Source organism: Streptomyces sp. NBC_01317 (assembly GCF_035961655.1).
GTDB lineage: Bacteria > Actinomycetota > Actinomycetes > Streptomycetales > Streptomycetaceae > Streptomyces.
Genome location: NZ_CP108393.1, coordinates 7,917,632 through 7,934,448, shown reverse-complemented (window position 1 = coordinate 7,934,448; position 16,817 = coordinate 7,917,632). Strand labels below are relative to the sequence as shown.

Annotated in this window: 16 protein-coding genes; 8 read left to right on the top strand and 8 right to left on the bottom strand. The window is 72.5% G+C overall.

What is annotated here, in order from left to right:
* The first annotated feature begins 474 nt into the window (after positions 1 to 474).
* Positions 475 to 2,961 (top strand): ATP-binding SpoIIE family protein phosphatase, encoded by a 2,487-nt coding sequence (locus tag OG349_RS34205; protein WP_327238304.1) that lies wholly within the window; start codon positions 475 to 477, stop codon positions 2,959 to 2,961.
* A 32-nt stretch (positions 2,962 to 2,993) separates the two neighbouring features.
* Here the strand turns inward: OG349_RS34205 and OG349_RS34200 are convergent, their stop codons facing one another.
* Positions 2,994 to 3,398, bottom strand: a complete 405-nt coding sequence (locus OG349_RS34200) for an ACT domain-containing protein (RefSeq protein WP_327238303.1) — start codon at positions 3,396 to 3,398, stop codon at positions 2,994 to 2,996.
* 130 nt (positions 3,399 to 3,528) lie between these two features.
* Between OG349_RS34200 and OG349_RS34195 the strand changes: the two genes are divergently transcribed.
* Positions 3,529 to 3,984 (top strand): PAS domain-containing protein, encoded by a 456-nt coding sequence (locus OG349_RS34195; protein ID WP_327238302.1) that lies wholly within the window; start codon positions 3,529 to 3,531, stop codon positions 3,982 to 3,984.
* Between the two features lie 52 nt (positions 3,985 to 4,036).
* Here the strand turns inward: OG349_RS34195 and OG349_RS34190 are convergent, their stop codons facing one another.
* Complete coding sequence (locus OG349_RS34190; protein ID WP_327238301.1) at positions 4,037 to 4,771, bottom strand: YoaK family protein; 735 nt, start codon at positions 4,769 to 4,771, stop codon at positions 4,037 to 4,039.
* A gap of 245 nt (positions 4,772 to 5,016) precedes the next feature.
* On the opposite strand from OG349_RS34190, the gene OG349_RS34185 reads away from it, so the two are divergent.
* Positions 5,017 to 6,672, top strand: a complete 1,656-nt coding sequence (locus OG349_RS34185; RefSeq protein ID WP_327238300.1) for an HAL/PAL/TAL family ammonia-lyase — start codon at positions 5,017 to 5,019, stop codon at positions 6,670 to 6,672.
* Positions 6,673 to 6,853: 181 nt separating this feature from the next.
* Positions 6,854 to 8,365, top strand: coding sequence for a hypothetical protein (locus tag OG349_RS34180; RefSeq protein WP_327238299.1), 1,512 nt, complete (start codon positions 6,854 to 6,856; stop codon positions 8,363 to 8,365).
* On the opposite strand, the gene OG349_RS34175 is transcribed toward OG349_RS34180, so the two are convergent.
* Complete coding sequence (locus tag OG349_RS34175; RefSeq protein WP_327238298.1) at positions 8,338 to 9,813, bottom strand: CoA transferase; 1,476 nt, start codon at positions 9,811 to 9,813, stop codon at positions 8,338 to 8,340. The two genes, OG349_RS34180 and OG349_RS34175, sit on opposite strands and share 28 nt — an antisense overlap.
* A gap of 136 nt (positions 9,814 to 9,949) precedes the next feature.
* Here OG349_RS34175 and OG349_RS34170 point away from each other — a divergent pair, with 136 nt between their 5' ends.
* The 3 genes from OG349_RS34170 to OG349_RS34160 all read left to right on the top strand — a co-directional run bounded on the left by OG349_RS34170 (position 9,950) and on the right by OG349_RS34160 (position 11,658).
* Complete coding sequence (locus OG349_RS34170) at positions 9,950 to 10,645, top strand: type 1 glutamine amidotransferase domain-containing protein (protein ID WP_327238297.1); 696 nt, start codon at positions 9,950 to 9,952, stop codon at positions 10,643 to 10,645.
* A gap of 2 nt (positions 10,646 to 10,647) precedes the next feature.
* Positions 10,648 to 11,265: a TetR/AcrR family transcriptional regulator gene (locus tag OG349_RS34165; RefSeq protein WP_327238296.1), complete on the top strand. Its 618-nt coding sequence runs from the start codon at positions 10,648 to 10,650 to the stop codon at positions 11,263 to 11,265.
* Between the two features lie 87 nt (positions 11,266 to 11,352).
* Positions 11,353 to 11,658: a hypothetical protein gene (locus OG349_RS34160; protein ID WP_327238295.1), complete on the top strand. Its 306-nt coding sequence runs from the start codon at positions 11,353 to 11,355 to the stop codon at positions 11,656 to 11,658.
* A 115-nt stretch (positions 11,659 to 11,773) separates the two neighbouring features.
* On the opposite strand, the gene OG349_RS34155 is transcribed toward OG349_RS34160, so the two are convergent.
* The 4 genes from OG349_RS34155 to OG349_RS34140 form a co-directional block, all read right to left on the bottom strand.
* Positions 11,774 to 12,799: a CHRD domain-containing protein gene (locus tag OG349_RS34155; RefSeq protein ID WP_327238294.1), complete on the bottom strand. Its 1,026-nt coding sequence runs from the start codon at positions 12,797 to 12,799 to the stop codon at positions 11,774 to 11,776.
* 261 nt (positions 12,800 to 13,060) lie between these two features.
* Positions 13,061 to 13,567: a peptidylprolyl isomerase gene (locus OG349_RS34150; RefSeq protein ID WP_327238293.1), complete on the bottom strand. Its 507-nt coding sequence runs from the start codon at positions 13,565 to 13,567 to the stop codon at positions 13,061 to 13,063.
* A gap of 79 nt (positions 13,568 to 13,646) precedes the next feature.
* Entirely contained in the window at positions 13,647 to 14,021 is a 375-nt protein-coding gene (locus tag OG349_RS34145) for a toxin Doc (RefSeq protein WP_161307701.1), read from the bottom strand.
* Positions 14,021 to 14,263, bottom strand: coding sequence for a hypothetical protein (locus OG349_RS34140; RefSeq protein ID WP_161307700.1), 243 nt, complete (start codon positions 14,261 to 14,263; stop codon positions 14,021 to 14,023). Before OG349_RS34140 ends, OG349_RS34145 begins: the two co-directional genes overlap by 1 nt.
* Positions 14,264 to 14,382: 119 nt before the next feature.
* Here OG349_RS34140 and OG349_RS34135 point away from each other — a divergent pair, with 119 nt between their 5' ends.
* Positions 14,383 to 15,081: a DedA family protein gene (locus tag OG349_RS34135; protein ID WP_327238292.1), complete on the top strand. Its 699-nt coding sequence runs from the start codon at positions 14,383 to 14,385 to the stop codon at positions 15,079 to 15,081.
* Between the two features lie 118 nt (positions 15,082 to 15,199).
* On the opposite strand, the gene OG349_RS34130 is transcribed toward OG349_RS34135, so the two are convergent.
* Positions 15,200 to 16,792, bottom strand: a complete 1,593-nt coding sequence (locus OG349_RS34130) for a hypothetical protein (protein ID WP_327238291.1) — start codon at positions 16,790 to 16,792, stop codon at positions 15,200 to 15,202.
* Between the last annotated feature and the right edge of the window lie 25 nt (positions 16,793 to 16,817).

Below are 16,817 nucleotides of genomic sequence, written 5' to 3'. Positions count from 1 at the left end.
GGGTGCACGATCACCGTGTTCCTCGGTCCGGCGAAGACCATCCCGGTCATGCCCGGCGGCAGGGGCAGGGCTCGGTCGCCGGGTGCGGCCTTCTCGCCGCTCCCGGCGGGTTCGTACGGCGCGCCCCAAGGCTCCGGATCGATGGCGTACCGGCCGCGCGGCACCGTCGAGGGCGCCGGCCTCGTCTTCCTGTCGCGATCCCGCTCGCGCAGGAGCCTGCCGGGGACAGCGGGCAGTGCTTCCAGTTCCGTGGCGAGCTCCACTCCACACTTCGCGCAGTAGAAGACCGTCATAGCGGCTGTTATATCGGCCCGAGGCCTCACGCCGGCCGGAATCCGTGGCCAGGGCATCCATTTTGGCCCCTGCGCCAGGTATGAAACGCTGAATGAAATGCCGCAAAAGCGACACACGCGCGTCGATGGGATGCAGGTGATGGCAGGTCTCGGTGGGGTGGCACCCGGGAGTGGGCGAGGAGTGGACCGCTCGGGGGTCGGGCCGTTCGTGGTGGTCTGTGTGATCCGGGCGGACGGGACCGTCGCCGGGTGGACGAAGGCCGCCGAGGACATGGTGGGCCGCCCGGCCGGCGACGTCGTGGGACGGCCGGCCGGGCGCCTGCTGATGTCCGGCGGTGATTCGCCCGCTCCGGAGACCTGGTCGGCGCGCGCCAGGGAGCGGGAGCCGTGGACCGGGATGATCGAGGTCCGTCACGGCGAGGGCCACGGGGTCAGGCTGATCTTCCACGCGTCCCCCATGTCCGCCGAGAACGGCAGGACCGACTGGCTCCTGTCGGCGGCCGAGCTGTCCGGAACCCGTTCCTCCCCCGGCGCCGAGGCCGCGACGCAGGCCGCCCTCCTCGCCCGCTCGCCGATCGGCCTGTCCCTCTGGGACCGCGATCTGCGGTGTGTCTGGCTGAACGGTACGGCGGAGCGGCAGGACACCACCCCGCGCCGGCAGCGGCTGGGACGGCGCGTGACCGAGACACACCCCGGCAGCGAGGCGGAGGCGGTCGAGGCGGCGATGGTACGTGTCCTCGACAGCGGCACACCGGTGGTCGACCACGCCTACCAGTGGGCCGCACCGGGCCGGCCGGAGCAGCCGACCTACTCCTGCTCCTACTTCCGCCTCGACGGGGAGGACGGCCGGCCCCTGGGCCTGTGCGGCATGTCCGTGGACGTCAGCGGCAGTTGGGCGAGAGAGCGCCTCGCCGTGCTCAGCGAGGCCGGCACCCGCATCGGCACGACGCTCGACGTGATCAACACCGCCCAGGAGCTGGCCGACGTGTCCGTGCCGCTCCTCGCCGACTACGTCACCGTCGACCTCGCCGACTCCGTACCCCTCGGCGACGAACCCCTCGGCCGGCTCGCGTCCACCGCGCAGAGCATTCCGGTCTTCCGGCGGGCGGGCGTGGCCTCCATCCATTCGGCGCTGCCCGAGTCCCTGTGGCCGGTGGGGGAGGCGGTGTTCGTTCCTCCGGCCTCACCGTTCACCAGCGTGCTGGCGTCGAGGTCGTCCCACTTCGAACCGGTACTGGACACCTCCCCAGGCACCTGGCTCGACCACGACCCGGACCGGGCGCGGACCATCGCGGCGACCGGCATGCACTCCCTGATCATCGTGCCGCTCCAGGCGCGCGGGACGGTGCTGGGCGTGGCGGTCTTCGTCCGTACGGAGAACCTCGCCGCGTTCACCAGGGACGATCTGCTCCTGGCCGAGGATCTCGGCGCCCGTGCCTCGCTCAGCCTGGACAACGCGCGCCGCTACACCCAGGAACGGACCGCCGCACTCGCGCTGCAACGCAGCCTGCTCCCCCACTACCTCTCGGGCGGCAGCGCCGTCGAGATCGCGTCCCGCTACCTGCCCACCGACATGCGCGAGGGAGTGGGAGGGGACTGGTTCGACGTGATCCCCCTGCCGGGCGCCCGGGTCGCCCTGGTGGTCGGTGACGTCGTCGGGCACGGCATCGCCGCCGCCGCGACGATGGGCCAACTCCGCACGGCCGTGCGGACGCTGGCGGACATGGACCTGCCGCCCGACGAACTGCTCGCCCACCTGGACGAATTGGTCGTCCATCTGACCGAAGGGGACACCGGGAACCAGAACTTCACCGCCCCGGTCATGGGTGGTACGTGCGTGTACGCCGTCTACGACCCCGTCAACCGATGTTGCACCGTGGCACGGGCCGGGCACCCGCCGCCCGCGATCGTGGGCCCGGACGGCCGGGTCACGTTCCCCGACCTGCCCCCGGGAACACCGATCGGCCTCGGTCTGGCGCCCTTCGAGTCCGTCGAGCTGGAACTGGAGCCGGGAAGTGTGATCGCTCTCTACTCCGACGGGCTCGTCGAGAGCCGGGAGGCCGACATCGACGCCGGGCTGGCACGGTTGGGAACGGCCCTGTCCCGGACCGGGACGTCACTGGAGGATCTCTGCACCGAGGTGGTCGCCGCCATGACGGCGCACGCTCCACGGGTCGGCAACGCGGCTTCCGGCGGCGCGGGCGCCGCCGCTGCCGGACGTGCGCTGACGACGGCGCCCTCGGAGGACGACGTGGCCCTCCTGCTGGCCCGTACCCGCGCGCTCGGCCCCGACCAGGTCGCCTCGTGGGACCTGCGCCGCGACCCCACCACCGTCGCCGACGCGCGCTCCTACGCGGCCGGCCGACTCGCCTCGTGGGGTCTGGAGCACCTCGTCGGTACGGTGGAACTCCTCGTGAGCGAGCTGGTCACCAACGCCCTGCGGCACGGCGCGGGGCCCGTACGGCTCCGTCTGATCCGGCACAGCTCGCTGGTGTGCGAGGTCTCCGACGCCGACAACAGCACGCCCCGCCTGCGCCGCCCGCGCGCCCTCGGCGAGGGCGGCTGGGGCCTGCTGCTCGTCTCCTCGCTGTCCGATCGCTGGGGCAGCCGCCTCACGGCCGACGGAAAGATCGTCTGGGCGGAACTGGAGCTGCCGCCCGGCTCCTGAGAGCCGACGCGGGATTCGCAGACGCCCGGACGTCAGCCCGACCGGTCCGCCAGGCCTTCCAGCAGCGCGACGGCCTCGGCGGCCCTCTCGTACGGGACGAACAGGTGGTCGTGGTGGAAACCGGCGACCACGTTGCAGCTGACGCCCGCCGAAGCCATTTCCTGGGCGACCGCGGCCGTCAGGCCGACCGCCTCCAGGGCGGAGTGCACGCGCAGGGTGATCCACCCCGCCACGTAGTCGTACGGAAGTCCCGCCGCGTCCGCCTCCTCCAGGCGGGCCACCAGCGTCAGCCCCTCCCGTTCGGCGACCGTCACCACGGGCGTCACGCCGGAGGGGATCCCGTCGGGGCCCCCGACGGTCGTGAAGACGTAGCGTCCGGGGTTCGGTTCGGGGCGCATACCGCTCAGCAAGGCGCGCAGATCCTTCTCACCGCTCATGATCACCACCCTAGGCGGGCGGCAGGGCCGGAACGGTGGCAGGGTCTCGCCGGAAGCGTCGTCGACTGTATACACTCGCCCACAGGATCCGCGTCCGCGACCCAATGGAATTTTCTTTCTCGGAGGCGACATGGAAGACCTGGACCCCGACGTCGTACTGGGAATGGCTTCCCGGGCCCCCGACGGCATCGTGATCATCGACCGCGAGGGTCTGATCCGGTACTGGAACCGTGGCGCGGAGCGGATCTTCGGCTACTCGGCGGCCGAGGTCGACGGCCGCAACCTGGACGTGATCATCCCCGAGAAGCACAGGCAACGCCATTGGGACGGCTTTGTGGCCGCCATGGCCTCGGGGACCAGCAAGTACGGGGACGAAGACCTCCTCGCCGTACCCGCCCTCACCGCCGACGGCAGCACGGTGTCGATCGAGTTCAGCGTGGTGCTGCTGACCGCCGCCGACGGGACCGCCGGCCATGTCGGGGCCGTCATCCGTGATGTCACGGCCCGTCGGGCGCAGGAGAAGGAGACGCGTCGGCGGCTCCTCGCGGCCACGCCGAAGGCGGAGACCGCGACACCCACGCCCTGACCGGGCCGAAACGACAGCCAGGCGGCAGAGCGACTGAGCAGCTGAGCGGCCGTCACTTGCCGCCGACCCACTCCGCCGTGGCGCGCGGCAGCGAGAACGCCGCCAGGAACGCGAGCGCCAGCAACAGCCCGCCGATCAGCAGCGGCACCGCGTCGTCGGAGTGCAACACGGTCGCCGCGCCGATCAGGGCGCCCAGGAACAAGGCCACCGCCGACAGGGAACGCCTGCCGATCTTGCCGCCGGGACCACCCGCCAGCCGGCTGTCCGCGGCCATCCCGGTGAGCGTCATGGTGAGGACCGTGGTGGTCAGGTCGGGGACCGTCAGCGCCCGCGCCACCGCGTTCTGCACTCCCATCGCCACGCCGAGGAGCACGATCAGGACGTAGCGGGCGCCGCCCGAGGACGGGGAGTCGACCAACTCGGCGGTGAGGTAGGAGGCCAGGACGAGCACCGCCTCCAGGCCCAGTGCCCCGTACAGCATCTTCCCGCGGTGCCGGTGGACCTGGTGGACGAGCCGCCCCCCGGCCAGCGCGCCGACCAGGAACGCTCCCAGGGCGGTGGCGGAGGCGGCGACGGAGAATCCGGATGCTCCGAGGACGGCGAAGGCCAGGAAGACGACGTTGCCCGTCATGTTCGCCACGAAGACATGGCCGAGCACGAGGTAACTGAACGCGTCGACCAGGCCGGTGACCAGCGTGAGCCCGACCAGCAGCGGGGGCAGCGGGCCATGCTTGACGTCACGCCCCGGCACCAGGGTCGACCACGCGTCCCGAAGGATGACCGACACCGGCACGCTCCCTTGATCGCGGGCGGCGGCCGGGGAGCCGCCAGGGGAAGTCTGGGAAGTTCATGACGGTCTGTCCAGCATGTAAGCCCCGTTTGTAGGACTTCTTTGAGGAAATCAGGCGGTCTGCCGAACACAGAGACGTGATCCCTTCCTCCTTCTCAGAACCATTCCGCGAGTTTTCCGCATCCGTCCTTGTGCGACGTCCGCGCGGCCACACCCCCCGCCTCCGGATCTGGGCCGCGGCCATGACGGCCGCCGTGGTCGTCCTGGTGCCCGGCTCGGCAGGCCCCGTCGTCGCCCGCCCGGTGCACATCGCGTCCACCCCGGCGGCGCGGGCCGCCGCGACCATCACCCTGGACGGGAACCACCTGACGGTCCCCCAGATGAGAGCGGTGCTGCGCGGGACGGCCGGTGCGGTGCGGCTGTCGGACGCGGCGGCGGACCGGATGCGCGCTGCCCGGGCGGGCGCGCTCGACGCCCTCAAGGCCGGTCAGCGCGTCTACGGCTGGAACCAGGCCCTGGGCCCGCTCAAGGACCATCCGCTCTCGGACGAGGAACAGCGCGATTTCCAGCGCCGTATCCTCAACTCCCACGCGGCGGGCACGGGCAGTGAGCTGTCAGCGGGCGTGGCCCGCCTCGCGCTGGTGCTCCGCGCGAACGCCATGGCCCGCGCGCACATGGGCGTACGCCCCGACATGGTGCGGCGCATGCTGGCCCTGGTCAACGCCGGGGTGACCCCGGTCATGCCGTCCGTCGGGTCGCTCGGCACCGGCGATCTCCAGCCGATGGCGGCGGCCGGGCTGGTGCTGACCGGGGAGGGGGCGACGGCCCGGCTGCGCGGCGGCCAGGAGCGGCCGGCGGGCGATGTCCTCGCCGAGGCGGGGCTGCCGCGTACGTTCGAGCTGGAGGCGGGCGAGGCGTTGCCGCTGATCAGCGGCAGCGGGGTGCTGACGGCCCGGTACGTGGCGGCCACGTACCGCGCGGAGTCCCTCCTCGATCAGTTCTTGGGGGCGTTCGCCCTGTTCCTGGAGGCCACCCGGGCCGAGGCGGGTTCCCTGGACGCGCGGACCCACGCGGAGCGGCGGATCCCCGCCGAGGAGGAGGAAGCCGCCAAGCTGCGGGCCTTGACCGCGAACAGCGAGTGGATGACGGAGAAGGGCAGGAAGCAGTTCGGGGAGACGTCGCCCCGAGTGCAGGACGCGGTCTCCGTACGGGCCGCTCCGCACATCGCCGCGACGCTCCGTCAGACGCTCGACGAGGCGGACACGATCATCACGCGCGAGGCCAACGCGTCGACGTCCAACCCCCTCCTGTTCCCCCGGGACGGCGGCGGGCACGAGTTCGTGATGGGCGGCAACTGGGACGGCGCGCAGATCGGGCACGCGATCGACACCCTCAACGCGCAGGTCACGGATGTGTCGGTGCTCAGCCATGAACTGTCGGGACGGCTGATCGCCTCCAAGTGGAGTTACGGCCTGCCGGACAACCTGGCGGCGCCGCCGGTCGGTCTCAACTCCGGGATGGTGCAGGTCCAGACGGTGGGCGCGGCGCTGATCCCCGAGATGCAGACGCGGGCGATGCCGGCCGGGGTGCTGTCACGGCCGGAGAAGTTCGGGCAGGAGGACCACAACACGATGGCGATGGCGTCGGTGCGCAACCTGGACGACAACCTCGTCCGGGCCGAGACGGTCCTGGCCGTGCAATTCCTGCTGGCCGCGCAGGGCATCGATCTGGCGCGCCCCGCGATGGGATCGCTGCACCTGGCCAAGGCGACCGACGCGCTCCATCAGCGTTTCCGGGAGGCGGTGGAGGTGCTGGGTGAGGACCGGTGGATGACACCGGACGTCCGCAAGGCCAACGCTCTCGTCGGCGCGGGCGCGCTGCGTCCCGACGGGATCTGACCGCATCTGAGGACATCTGACGGGCCCTCACCTGATCTGACGGCGATACGCCACGGGCACCGGCCGTCGTCACCGCCGCTTCACTCGGACGGACGACGGCCGGGGTCCTTTCGGGGGCGATCATTCGAACGCCCGCCGGTGTCGCACGCCGTGGCAGGGGCTCCGGCCCCAGCGTGGCGCCATGCAGCAAGCGTCTCCCGCCACGGACCTGCCGGAGAAGGATCCTCGCGCCGACGCGGACCGGGGCGGCGGGCGCGCCGCGCGTCCGCCGCTCTCGTTTGTCCTGGTCGCGGTGGCCTTCGTGGCCGCCCAGGCGGTCCTGATGATGCCCGGCATGGGGCTGGGGTGGGACGAGACGGTGTACGTCAGCCAGGTCAGCCCGCACGCGCCGGCGGCGTTCTTCAGCGCGCCGCGCGCCCGGGGCATCAGCTTCCTCGTGGCGCCGGTGGCCGCGTTCACCACGTCCGTGGACGTGCTGCGCTGCTATCTCGCCCTGCTGTCCGGCGTCGCTCTCCTCCTGGGGCTCCAGGTGTGGCGGCGGCTGCTGCCGGTCGCGGTGCTCACGCTCGCCGGGGCGCTGTTCGCGACGCTGTGGATCACGCTCTTCTACGGGCCGCAGGTCATGCCCAACCTGTGGGTCGCCTTCGCGGCACTCGTCGCGGTGGGCTGCTTCCTGCGTGCCGTACTCGACCCTGGGGACCGCGCGGCGCGCATCGGCCTGGGCTCTGCGGTGGCGGTGGCGGCGCTGATGCGCCCCACCGACGCGTGCTGGCTGGTCGCGCCGCTCGCGGTGGCCGCCTTGTGGGTACGGTCGTGGCGCCGCCCGGCCGTCCTGGCGATCCTGGCCGTGGGTGCGGCCGTCGGCGCCTCCGCGTGGGTCGTCGAGGCGTACCTCTCGTACGGCGGGCTCGCCACCCGGTTGCGCCGTGCCGGTGAGATCCAGGGCGGGCTGGGCTGGCATCCCGCCTTCGGTCACCAACTGCGGGCGCTGGAGGGGCGGTCGCTGTGCCGGCCGTGCGACATGCGATGGCACGATCCGGCGACGGCCCTCTGGTGGTTCGCCCTGCCGGTTCTCGCGGCGGGCGGGGTGTGGGCCGCCGCGCGCACCCCGCTGCGGGCCGTCGTACTGCTGCCGACTCTGACCGGGCTGGTCCTCGCGGTGCCGTACCTGCTGACGATCGACTACGCGGCGGCGCGGTTCCTGCTGCCGACGTACGCGCTGCTCGCGCTGCCCGTCGCGTTCTGTCTGTGGCGGCTCGTGACGGCGGCGCGGCCGGTGCTGCGGCCGATGGCCGTCGCGGTGATCGGCGTGGTCCTGCTGGCCCATGCCGGGTCGCAGTACGTGACGGCGGACCGGCTCGTGTCGCGCAGCCGGGCCACCCGGGACACCCTGGCCCGTATCTCCACCGAGCTGCACCGCCAGGGGGTACGGCCGCCGTGCACGGTGACCGGCAACGAATCCGTACGGATCGCCTTCCAGGCGGGCTGTTCGTCGCGGCAGCTCGCCGGCCATGACGGCAGCATCTCGCGTACGGGCCTGCTGGAGCTGGCCGGGCGGCAGCCCGTGGGGGTGCTGGTGGCCCCGGGCAGGCCCGCGCCCGGGTACGCGCGGGGGTGGCGGTCCGTCCCGCTGCCGCCGCTGCCGGGACAGGCCGCGTCCCGTCTCTACGTGTCGCCGCCGGCGCGGTCCTGACGTCGCGCACTCCACACGGGGTCGTCCGTGCCCCACGGCCCCGGCGGCCTCGCCCAGTCCTCGGGGCCGCCGTCGAAGGCGACGGGCGGCCGGGCGTACCGCAGTCCGCCGAGCGCGCTGTCGGTCTCGGCGAGCCAGGGGGCGAGGTGGTCCGGGTCGTAGGCGGCGTGGATCTGTCCGGCGCCTGTCTGCCCGGCGCCTGTCTGTCCCGTGTCCGGAGCCAGGTCGTGCAGCAGCCAGTGGGCCGTACGGGCGAGGACCGGCCGTACGGCCAGGGCCCCCGCGCCACCGAGCTGTCGGGTGAGGCCCCTGAGCACGGCGGCGGCCAGCAGGTAGCCCGTGCCGTGGTCCAGCGCCTGTGCCGGGAGGGTGCCGGGCTGTTCAGTGGATCCTTCGGCGACCGCGATCCCGGCGGCGACCTGGACGAGGCTGTCGAAACCGCGCCGGCCCGCCCAGGGGCCGTGGTCCCCCCAGGCGGACAGCTGGGCCACGACAAGTCCCGGCCGGCGTTCGGCGAGGGCCTCGGGGGCGAGGCCGAACCGGTCCAGGGCGCCGGGGCGGTAACCGGTGACCACGACGTCGGCCAGGGTCAGCAGCTCCTCGAAGGCCGCCCGGTCGCGGGTGTCGCCGAGGTCGAGCCGCGTGGAGCGTTTCCCGAAGCCCGTGTCGGTGTGCTGGTCGGGCAGTTCGGGCAGGCCCGGTGGGTCCACCCGCAGGACGTCGGCGCCGAGGAGGGCGAGCGTCCTGGTGGCGACGGGTCCGGCGATCACGCGGGTCAGGTCGAGGACCCGTACCCCTGCGGCGGGCAGCAGCGGGTCGCTCCCGAGCGGTGGCAGGCGGCGGACGCCCGTAGCCGGGGCTGAACCGTCGACCGGCCGCAGGTCCAGGAGCGGACGGGCCGCCACCGCGGCGGCCTGCGGATGCGCGGCCCATTCCCGCGCGGTGCGCAGCGCGACGGCCAGTCCCCCGGCCGCGGACACCTCGTCCTCCACGTCCTGGGCTTGGCGGTCGGCGAGGATCGCCGCCACCCGTTCGACCGAGGCGGCCTCCTCCGTGAGGCCGAGCGCGGAGAGCAGACGGGCGCGGTGGTGCGGGTAGTTGGCGTGGGTACGGACCCAGCCGTCCGCGGTCCGCCAGAAGCGGGACAGCCCGGCGAAGGCGACCGGCGCCCTGCCGTCGACGAGCAGGTGCCGCTCGCTGACGAAGGCCGTGGCGACGGCGCCGTCGTCGACCCGTACGGCGGGCACCTCCCGTCCGGTTCGCGCCGAGGCCAGCTCGGCGGCGGCGAGGGCGCAGGCCGCCACGCAGGCGCGGGCCAGTTCCCGTACCGGAAGCCGGGCCGGCAGGGCGTGCTCCCGTGCCGCGACCGAGACCCGGGAGAGCAGGCGGGGGTCGCCGCCGAGCGCGCGCCAGGCCGTTTCCGTACCGCTCAGGAATGCGTCCGTCATGTGATCATCATGCGGCTCACCGGGCCATGACGTGCTCGCTTCTCGCCGTCCGAAGGACTAGGTTCGACGAGGTAAGCGTACTGACGATCAGAGTGCAGAACGTCAGACTGTGCGGTACAGATGCGAGAGACGTGACATGGCGAAGATCCTTTTTGTACTGACCGGCGCCGACCACTGGACGCTGGCGGACGGCACGCGGCACCCGAGCGGGTACTGGGCCGAGGAGGCGGTGGCTCCGTACCGGGCGATCAAGGGAGCCGGCCACGAGATCGTGGTCGCCACCCCGGGCGGCGTGGTGCCGACCGTCGACAAGGGGAGCCTCTCCCCCGGCGTCAACGGTGGCCAGGAAGGCGCCGACGAGATCATCCGCGCCCTGGCGTCGATGACCGAGCTCCAGCACCCCGTGAAGCTGGCGGAGGTGGACCTCACCGACTTCGACGCGGTCTTCTACCCGGGCGGTCACGGTCCGATGGAGGATCTGGCCGTCGACGCGGACTCCGGGAAGCTGCTCACCGCGACCCTGGCCTCGGGCAAGCCCCTCGGCATCGTGTGCCACGGCCCGGCGGCGCTGCTGGCGGCGGAGGCCGTGGACGGCGCCTCGCCGTTCGCCGGTTACCGGGTGACCGGTTTCACCAACGACGAGGAGCGGCAGGGCGGGCTCGCCGACCGGGCGAAGTGGCTGCTCCAGGACCGGCTGGTGGAGATCGGTACAGACTTCCAGGAGGGCGCGTCGTGGGCCCCGCACGTGGTGGTCGACCGCAATCTGGTCACCGGGCAGAACCCGTCCTCGTCGGCGCCGCTCGCGGCCGAACTGCTCAAGCTGCTGGGCTGAGTGTGGCCACCGACCGGCTCACCGAGGTCCTCGACGCCACGTACGACTGTCTCGCCCGGTACGGCGTGCGGCGCACCACGATGGACGACATCGCCTCCACCATGGGTGTGTCGCGGTCGGCGGTCTACCAGTACGTGAACAGCAAGGACGACGCGTTCCGCCGGCTCGCCGAACGCCTGCACACCGAGGCGCTCGTACGGGCGGGACAGGCCGCGGTGGCCGACGCCCCGTACGCCGAGCGCGTCCGGGGCGTCCTGGACGCGAAGCTCCGTCTGGTGCTGCGGCTGACCGGCGATTCGCCGCACACGGCGGAGCTGATGGACGCGAAGGCCCGGCTGTTCGGCGACGTATGCCTCGGCTTCACGACGGAACTGCGTGGCCTCCTGACGGAGTTGTTCACCGAGGCGGGCAGCCACCCGGGATCTTCCCTCCGTACGGCGACGCTCAGCCCGTCCGACGCGGCGGACGTCTGCCTCGCCCTGGTGACCGGCCTGGAGTCGATACCGGACGGAGCACGCCTCCTGCCCCCGGCCGCCGACGCCCTGCTGGCCGGGCTCCTCGGCGAAACGCCCCACGGGCGGCCGGCCGGGAGCGACGGCGCTACGGTGTCCGTGGGATGACCGTCCCGGCCGGCCGCGTATCATCCCAGCCGACCGCCGGACAAGGGACGTTACGGATCGGGATCGTTCGCGTGCCCCGGAGAACCGATGAAACTGCCGATCACGATCCACCGAGCACGGCTCGGACCCATGGAGTTCAAAGTCATCCGGCCGGCCCGGCCTCTGGTCCACGCCGTGCTCATCGACCACGACCGGCACCTGGACGCGTACCTCGATCAGGATGCCGCGCAGCGAATCGGCGGGCTGTGGTCGCTCGCGGCCCCTTCCCCCCGCTCACTGGTCCACGTGCCGAAGCGAGCCAACCGGTCCCCCTCCCGACTCCACTCCAACGACGGCGTTCTCGGCGACGCGCGCGAGATCCACATCGAGTACTGCGACCAGTGGGACGCCTGACCCGGAGTGACACGACCCCAGCGGACCACGACGCTCAACAAGCGGCGCGGCCAACTGGCGCGCCGGGGAACCGTGTTCGGGACCGTCCCCCGGGCGCTTCGGCGTCAGTTACGGACTACTTGCCGCTGAGGAAGAGGTAGTCGGCCTGGTACGGGACCGATGCCTTGCGGTGGGTGGTGGGGTCGCACGTGCCGGTCGGGGCCACGCCTCCTTCCGTGTTCAGGCGCAACACCAGCTTCGTGGCGGAGAATTCGCCGCCGGACGTGCCGGACTGGGTTGCCGCCAGGACCAGTTCGGGGATGTTGCCGTCGCCGTTCGGGATCTTGTGGAGCACCTTGCCCGTGACGGCGGAGTGGTCGGGTGCGATCCACTGGGGCGGCCCGGTGGGGCCGGACTTCTGGAAGGTGTGGGCGATGTTGCCGTCGAGCGTGGCCTTCACGTTGTCCTGGATGAACTTCCCGTCGCCGCCCGGCTGCTTGGTGCAGGCGTAGATCTGGGCGCCGGTGACGACGGAGTGGAGGCTGTTGCCCTGGAAGGCCTCGGGGAGGCTCATCGGGAGCGGCAGCCGGTGGACCTGCCCGCGAACGGCGCCGCCCGGGAACTCCGCGGTGTGGAGGTTGAAGTAGAACTGTCCGGGGTCCGCCTTGAGGCTCTTGAGCAGCGCCGCGTCGGTGACCTTGACGGTCCCGTAGACGGAGTCACGGCCGCCGGGCAGCTTCTCGGTGAAGAAGGGGATCTTCACGTCGCCGTTGGTGCCCGCGCCGCCCTGGTGGATGTGCCCGGCGGTGGGGGTGCCGGTGCCCTTCCATGTGAAGGCGAAGGAGACCTCGTCGCCCTGGACGCGCATCAGCGCGATGGCGTGTCCGTCCTTGTCCCCGACGGCCGGGCCGCCCTGGGTGGGCACCTCGTTGGCGCCGTTGAGTACGGAGGCGAAGAAGACGGCGTCGCTCCGGTCGACGGGGTCGTACTTACCGATCACGTCGACCGCCGGCGCGCCGGTGTGCGGGTGCCCGCTCGACTCCGCCGCCGAGGGGGCGACCGTCCCCGCGGCGCCGGTGTCGTCCCCTTCGCAGGCGGTCAGGAGCATCGCTCCCGCGGCCACGGCGGTGGCGGCGATCAGCTTGGCGCGGTGGTTCAACATGCGTGTCTCCCGAGGTCAGACGCTCCGGAACGTCCGGTGCGGTCACCACGGGGTACGAGGGCGGGACCCGGCCCCCTCAGCCGGTTACGGCTCCGGGACACAACGCCGACAGCACTCCGACAACCCCTACAAGATCAAGACGCCGATGGCATGACAGGCACGAAACGGGGCGGGTGCCGGAGAAAAACGATCCGCCCCCGCACCGCCGACGGTCATCGGTCGGCGGTGCGGGGGCGGATCAGGGGCTGAGAGGCGAGAGGACTACTTGCCGGCCTCGTCGACGACGCCGGACGCCGAGACGGCGATCTTGGAGCGGGTGGCACCGGAGCGGGACCCCAGGGACTCGATCTTCTTGACCAGGTCCTCGCCCTCGACGACCTCGCCGAAGACCACGTGCTTGCCGTCCAGCCACGGCGTCTTCACCGTGGTGATGAAGAACTGCGAGCCGTTGCTGTTCGGGCCGGCGTTCGCCATGGACAGCAGGAACGGCCGGTCGTGCGTGAGGGTGAAGCCCTCGTCGGCGAACTTCTCGCCGTAGATGCTCTTGCCACCCGTGCCGTCGCCCCGGGTGAAGTCGCCTCCCTGAAGCATGAAGTCCGGGATGACCCGGTGGAAGGGCGAGCCCGCGTAGCCGAAGCCGTGCTCGCCGGTGGCCAGCTCCCGGAAGTTCTTGGCCGTCTTCGGTACGACGTCGTCGTACAGCTTGAAGACGATCCTTCCCGCGGCCTCATCCTGGATGGTGATGTCGAAGTAAATGTTGCTAGGCATACGGACATCCTGTCACGACCGGTAGCGAGGGGTCGCACGGCGCTCGGGACACGGTGGGCGAAGGCCCGTACCGTCAGCGTCAGATGCGCCACAGGCGCAGCTGCTCGGCCACGTCGTAAAGGGTCACACCGCCGGTCTGGATCTTGCGGACCAGCTCGGGGAGGGCGCCGTACGGCGGATCGATGCCCTCACCGGACTGCCCCATGTACTGGGCGGCGACGAGGGCCGCGAACCAGCTGTTGCGCTGGGGCAGCGGCTCCAGCCGCACGATGGTGTGCAAGAGCGCCGCCGCCCGCCAGGCCGCGTCGGGGTCGGCGGCGGCGAGCGTCGGCAGCTTCGTCCGGTGCCGGGCGACGGCCGCGACCAGCGCGGAGTAGTCCGCTATCGACACGTCCTCGGGGACGGCCCCTTCCTGGACGTCGAGCAGCCAGGGCACATCCACGTACAGGAGCATCAGGCGGCACTGGCTCCGTATCCGGGACGCTGTGCGGCGGGGATCTCCTCGGGGAAGGCCTCGTCGAACTGGCCGCGGAGCTTGTCGCCCCAGTCCAGCGCGCCGGTGACGAACGTCCTGCGCTGGTGTTCGCGGACGCCGAGGTCGTGCAGGTACTGCTTCAGGCTCTTGCCCTCGGCTGCCGCGGCGACCCGGACATGTTCGAGTTCCTCATCGGTGAAGGACACGTTCAGAGAAGGCATGACCGTACGGTACCTGATTGGTACCGCGCGGGAGAGCCCCCGTACGGAGACGGTCCGCCGGGTGGGGGCGCGCGCCCGGGGTGCGTCGGGTTCGTGGGGCGGAAGAGCAAGATGGGTTCATGGCCGCACCTCCCCTGCCCGGTCCGCTCGCGTATCTGGCCCCGCTGCTCGACCACTACGGCTACCTGGCGGTCGGCCTGCTGATCCTGGTCGAGGACTTCGGTGTGCCGGCTCCCGGCGAGACGATCCTGATCGCCGCGGCGGTCTACGCCGGGGCGGGGCAGCTCAACATCTTCGCCATCGCGGCGATCGCCGTCGCGGCGGCGATCGTCGGGGACAACATCGGGTACGTCATCGGCCGCACCGGCGGCCGGGCGTTCGTCCACCGGTGGGGGCGGTACATCTTCCTCACCCCGGAGAGGTTCGGCCGCGCCGAGGACTTCTTCACCCGCAACGGCGGGAAGGTCGTCACGATCGCCCGCTTCGTGGAGGGGCTGCGCCAGGCCAACGGGATCATCGCCGGGACGACGGGCATGCCGTGGTTGCGGTTCCTCGCGTTCAACAGCCTGGGGGCCGTGTTGTGGGTGGGGCTGTGGGCGGGGCTCGGCTATACGGCGGGCACGAACATCGGGCCGATCTACGACGAGATCTCGCGCTACCAGACGTATGTGCTGATCGGGCTCGGGGTGCTGATCGCGGCGTTGGTCGCGCGGCATGTGATCCGGCGCCGGAGGCGGCGGGCCGAGGAGGAGCGCGGGGAGGGGGAGGACGGGGACGGCGGGGAGGGTACGAAGCCGGAGGAGCGGGCGGACGACTGAGCGCGGGGGCGGTGTGCCGTGCGGGGGTGACGCGTCGTACGGGGCGGCGCGTCGTACGGAGGTGCTGTGCGTCGTACGGAGGTGCTGTGCGTCGTACGGCGCGGCCGGGCGCCCCAGGTCAGATGCGCCGCTGGATCGCCTGGAGCGCCCCGTCCTTGCGGCCCGGCACCGCGCGGCGCAGGGCGGTGAGCGCCGGGGCGAGTGAGCGGGCGCGTACGGGGTCGTCGAGTTGCTCCCACTGGTGATGGGCGCGGTCGACGTTCGCCTCGACGTCCTTGTCGTCGCCGGCCTCGCCCCGCGCGAGGCGGGCCTGAGCCGCCGCCATCCACAGCTCGCAGCTGCGGGCGGCGTCGCCGACGAGGCGGGCGAGGTCGGCCCGTACCTCCAGCCAGTGGATCGCCTGCGCGGAGCCGGGCCCGTACGTGCGGAGCGCGGCGCTCTCCCAGGTGGCCGCGATGGACGCCGCCTCGGCGTGCCGGCCGTCCCGCGCGGCGGCGAGGATCGCCGGGTGGGGATCGGTCTCGGGCTGGGGCGCGGGCTCGGGGTCGGGATCGGGGCCAGGGGTGGCGACGGTACCGGCCACCGGCCGCACCGGCGTACGGTCGTCCGTCCCCCAGGCCGGCGGCCAGTTGCCCCGCCCCGGGACACGACGGCCCGCGGCCGGCCGCGGGGAGGCCGGAAGGGCCCGCTCGGGGGCGGGGGCCGCGGGGACGGCGGGAGTCGCCGAGGAGGCGGGCCCGGCCGTGGACTCCGGGACAGCCGGACGGTCAGGAGTGGCCGCGATGGCGGGCCCGGCCGTGGACCCCGATGCGCCGGGGCCGCCCGTGGACTCCGGGACGGCCGGGCGGTCAGGGGCGGCCTCGATGGCGGGCCCGGTGGGGGACGCCTGGGCGGCGGGACCGGCGGGGGACGGCGAAAGGGGCGCTTGCCCGGCAGGTGGTGCGGCGGTCGCCTGGGTGGGGGCCGTTCCCCCGGGGGCGGGCGGGAGGTCTGCGCCGACGGGCGGACCCGAAGGTGTCCAGGCCGCCTCGGTGGAGCGGAAGTCCGGGGACGGGGACGCGGGTGCGGTGTCGACCGCGAGGAACAGCGCGTCGGGGGTGGCCGCACGAGCCGTCGCCTGTTCGTGCAGGTGGGTGAGCGCCGGGCGCATCCCGCTGCGCCAGATCGCCGCGCACGCCGCGAGATAGGACGGGGCGAGGACCGTACGGCGTGACGGGGCCGGGACCACGCGCCCGTACAGGCGGATGCCGTAACCGAGCCCGATGCCCTCGGTGGTGACCTGCCGCCAGGCCTCCCCGTCGGCCACCAGGTCCACCACCACCGTGGTCGTGCCCGGTCTGCGGAGCTTGAGTTCGCTGACCAGCCAGTGCCACGGCAGGCCGGTGTAGCGCAGGGTGGCCGGGGTCGAGCGGGCCAGCGCCAGGTGGAACAGGCTCTGCTTGTGGTCCAGTTGGAGCTGCCCGGCGATGTAGAGGAAGAGCGGCCCGGCCGTGGTGGCGGCCGCGCGGATCCGGGTGAGGACGGTCTGCGGGTCCAGCGGGTCGGCCAGTTCGATCACGGTCGCCGCCTGCGTACCGGTCAAGGTGCTGGGGGCCACGGTCGCGAGCGCCGGCAGGACCGACGTGGCGTCGACCAGACGCCCTTTGCCCGCGGGCGCCGCCGCGAGCAGCACCGCCGTCCCCGCTTCTGTGTCCGCTCCGCTGATCACCACCTCAGCACCGTATCCCGGCGCCGCC

Coding starts and splice junctions, on each gene's coding strand:
- OG349_RS34200 (WP_327238303.1), bottom strand. CDS start 3,398: ATGAGCGGTGAGAAGGATCTGCGCGCCTTGCTGAGCGGTATGCGCCCC.
- OG349_RS34195 (WP_327238302.1), top strand. CDS start 3,529: ATGGAAGACCTGGACCCCGACGTCGTACTGGGAATGGCTTCCCGGGCC.
- OG349_RS34185 (WP_327238300.1), top strand. CDS start 5,017: ATGACGGCCGCCGTGGTCGTCCTGGTGCCCGGCTCGGCAGGCCCCGTC.
- OG349_RS34180 (WP_327238299.1), top strand. CDS start 6,854: ATGCAGCAAGCGTCTCCCGCCACGGACCTGCCGGAGAAGGATCCTCGC.
- OG349_RS34175 (WP_327238298.1), bottom strand. CDS start 9,813: ATGACGGACGCATTCCTGAGCGGTACGGAAACGGCCTGGCGCGCGCTC.
- OG349_RS34170 (WP_327238297.1), top strand. CDS start 9,950: ATGGCGAAGATCCTTTTTGTACTGACCGGCGCCGACCACTGGACGCTG.
- OG349_RS34160 (WP_327238295.1), top strand. CDS start 11,353: ATGAAACTGCCGATCACGATCCACCGAGCACGGCTCGGACCCATGGAG.
- OG349_RS34155 (WP_327238294.1), bottom strand. CDS start 12,799: ATGTTGAACCACCGCGCCAAGCTGATCGCCGCCACCGCCGTGGCCGCG.
- OG349_RS34150 (WP_327238293.1), bottom strand. CDS start 13,567: ATGCCTAGCAACATTTACTTCGACATCACCATCCAGGATGAGGCCGCG.
- OG349_RS34145 (WP_161307701.1), bottom strand. CDS start 14,021: ATGCTCCTGTACGTGGATGTGCCCTGGCTGCTCGACGTCCAGGAAGGG.
- OG349_RS34140 (WP_161307700.1), bottom strand. CDS start 14,263: ATGCCTTCTCTGAACGTGTCCTTCACCGATGAGGAACTCGAACATGTC.
- OG349_RS34135 (WP_327238292.1), top strand. CDS start 14,383: ATGGCCGCACCTCCCCTGCCCGGTCCGCTCGCGTATCTGGCCCCGCTG.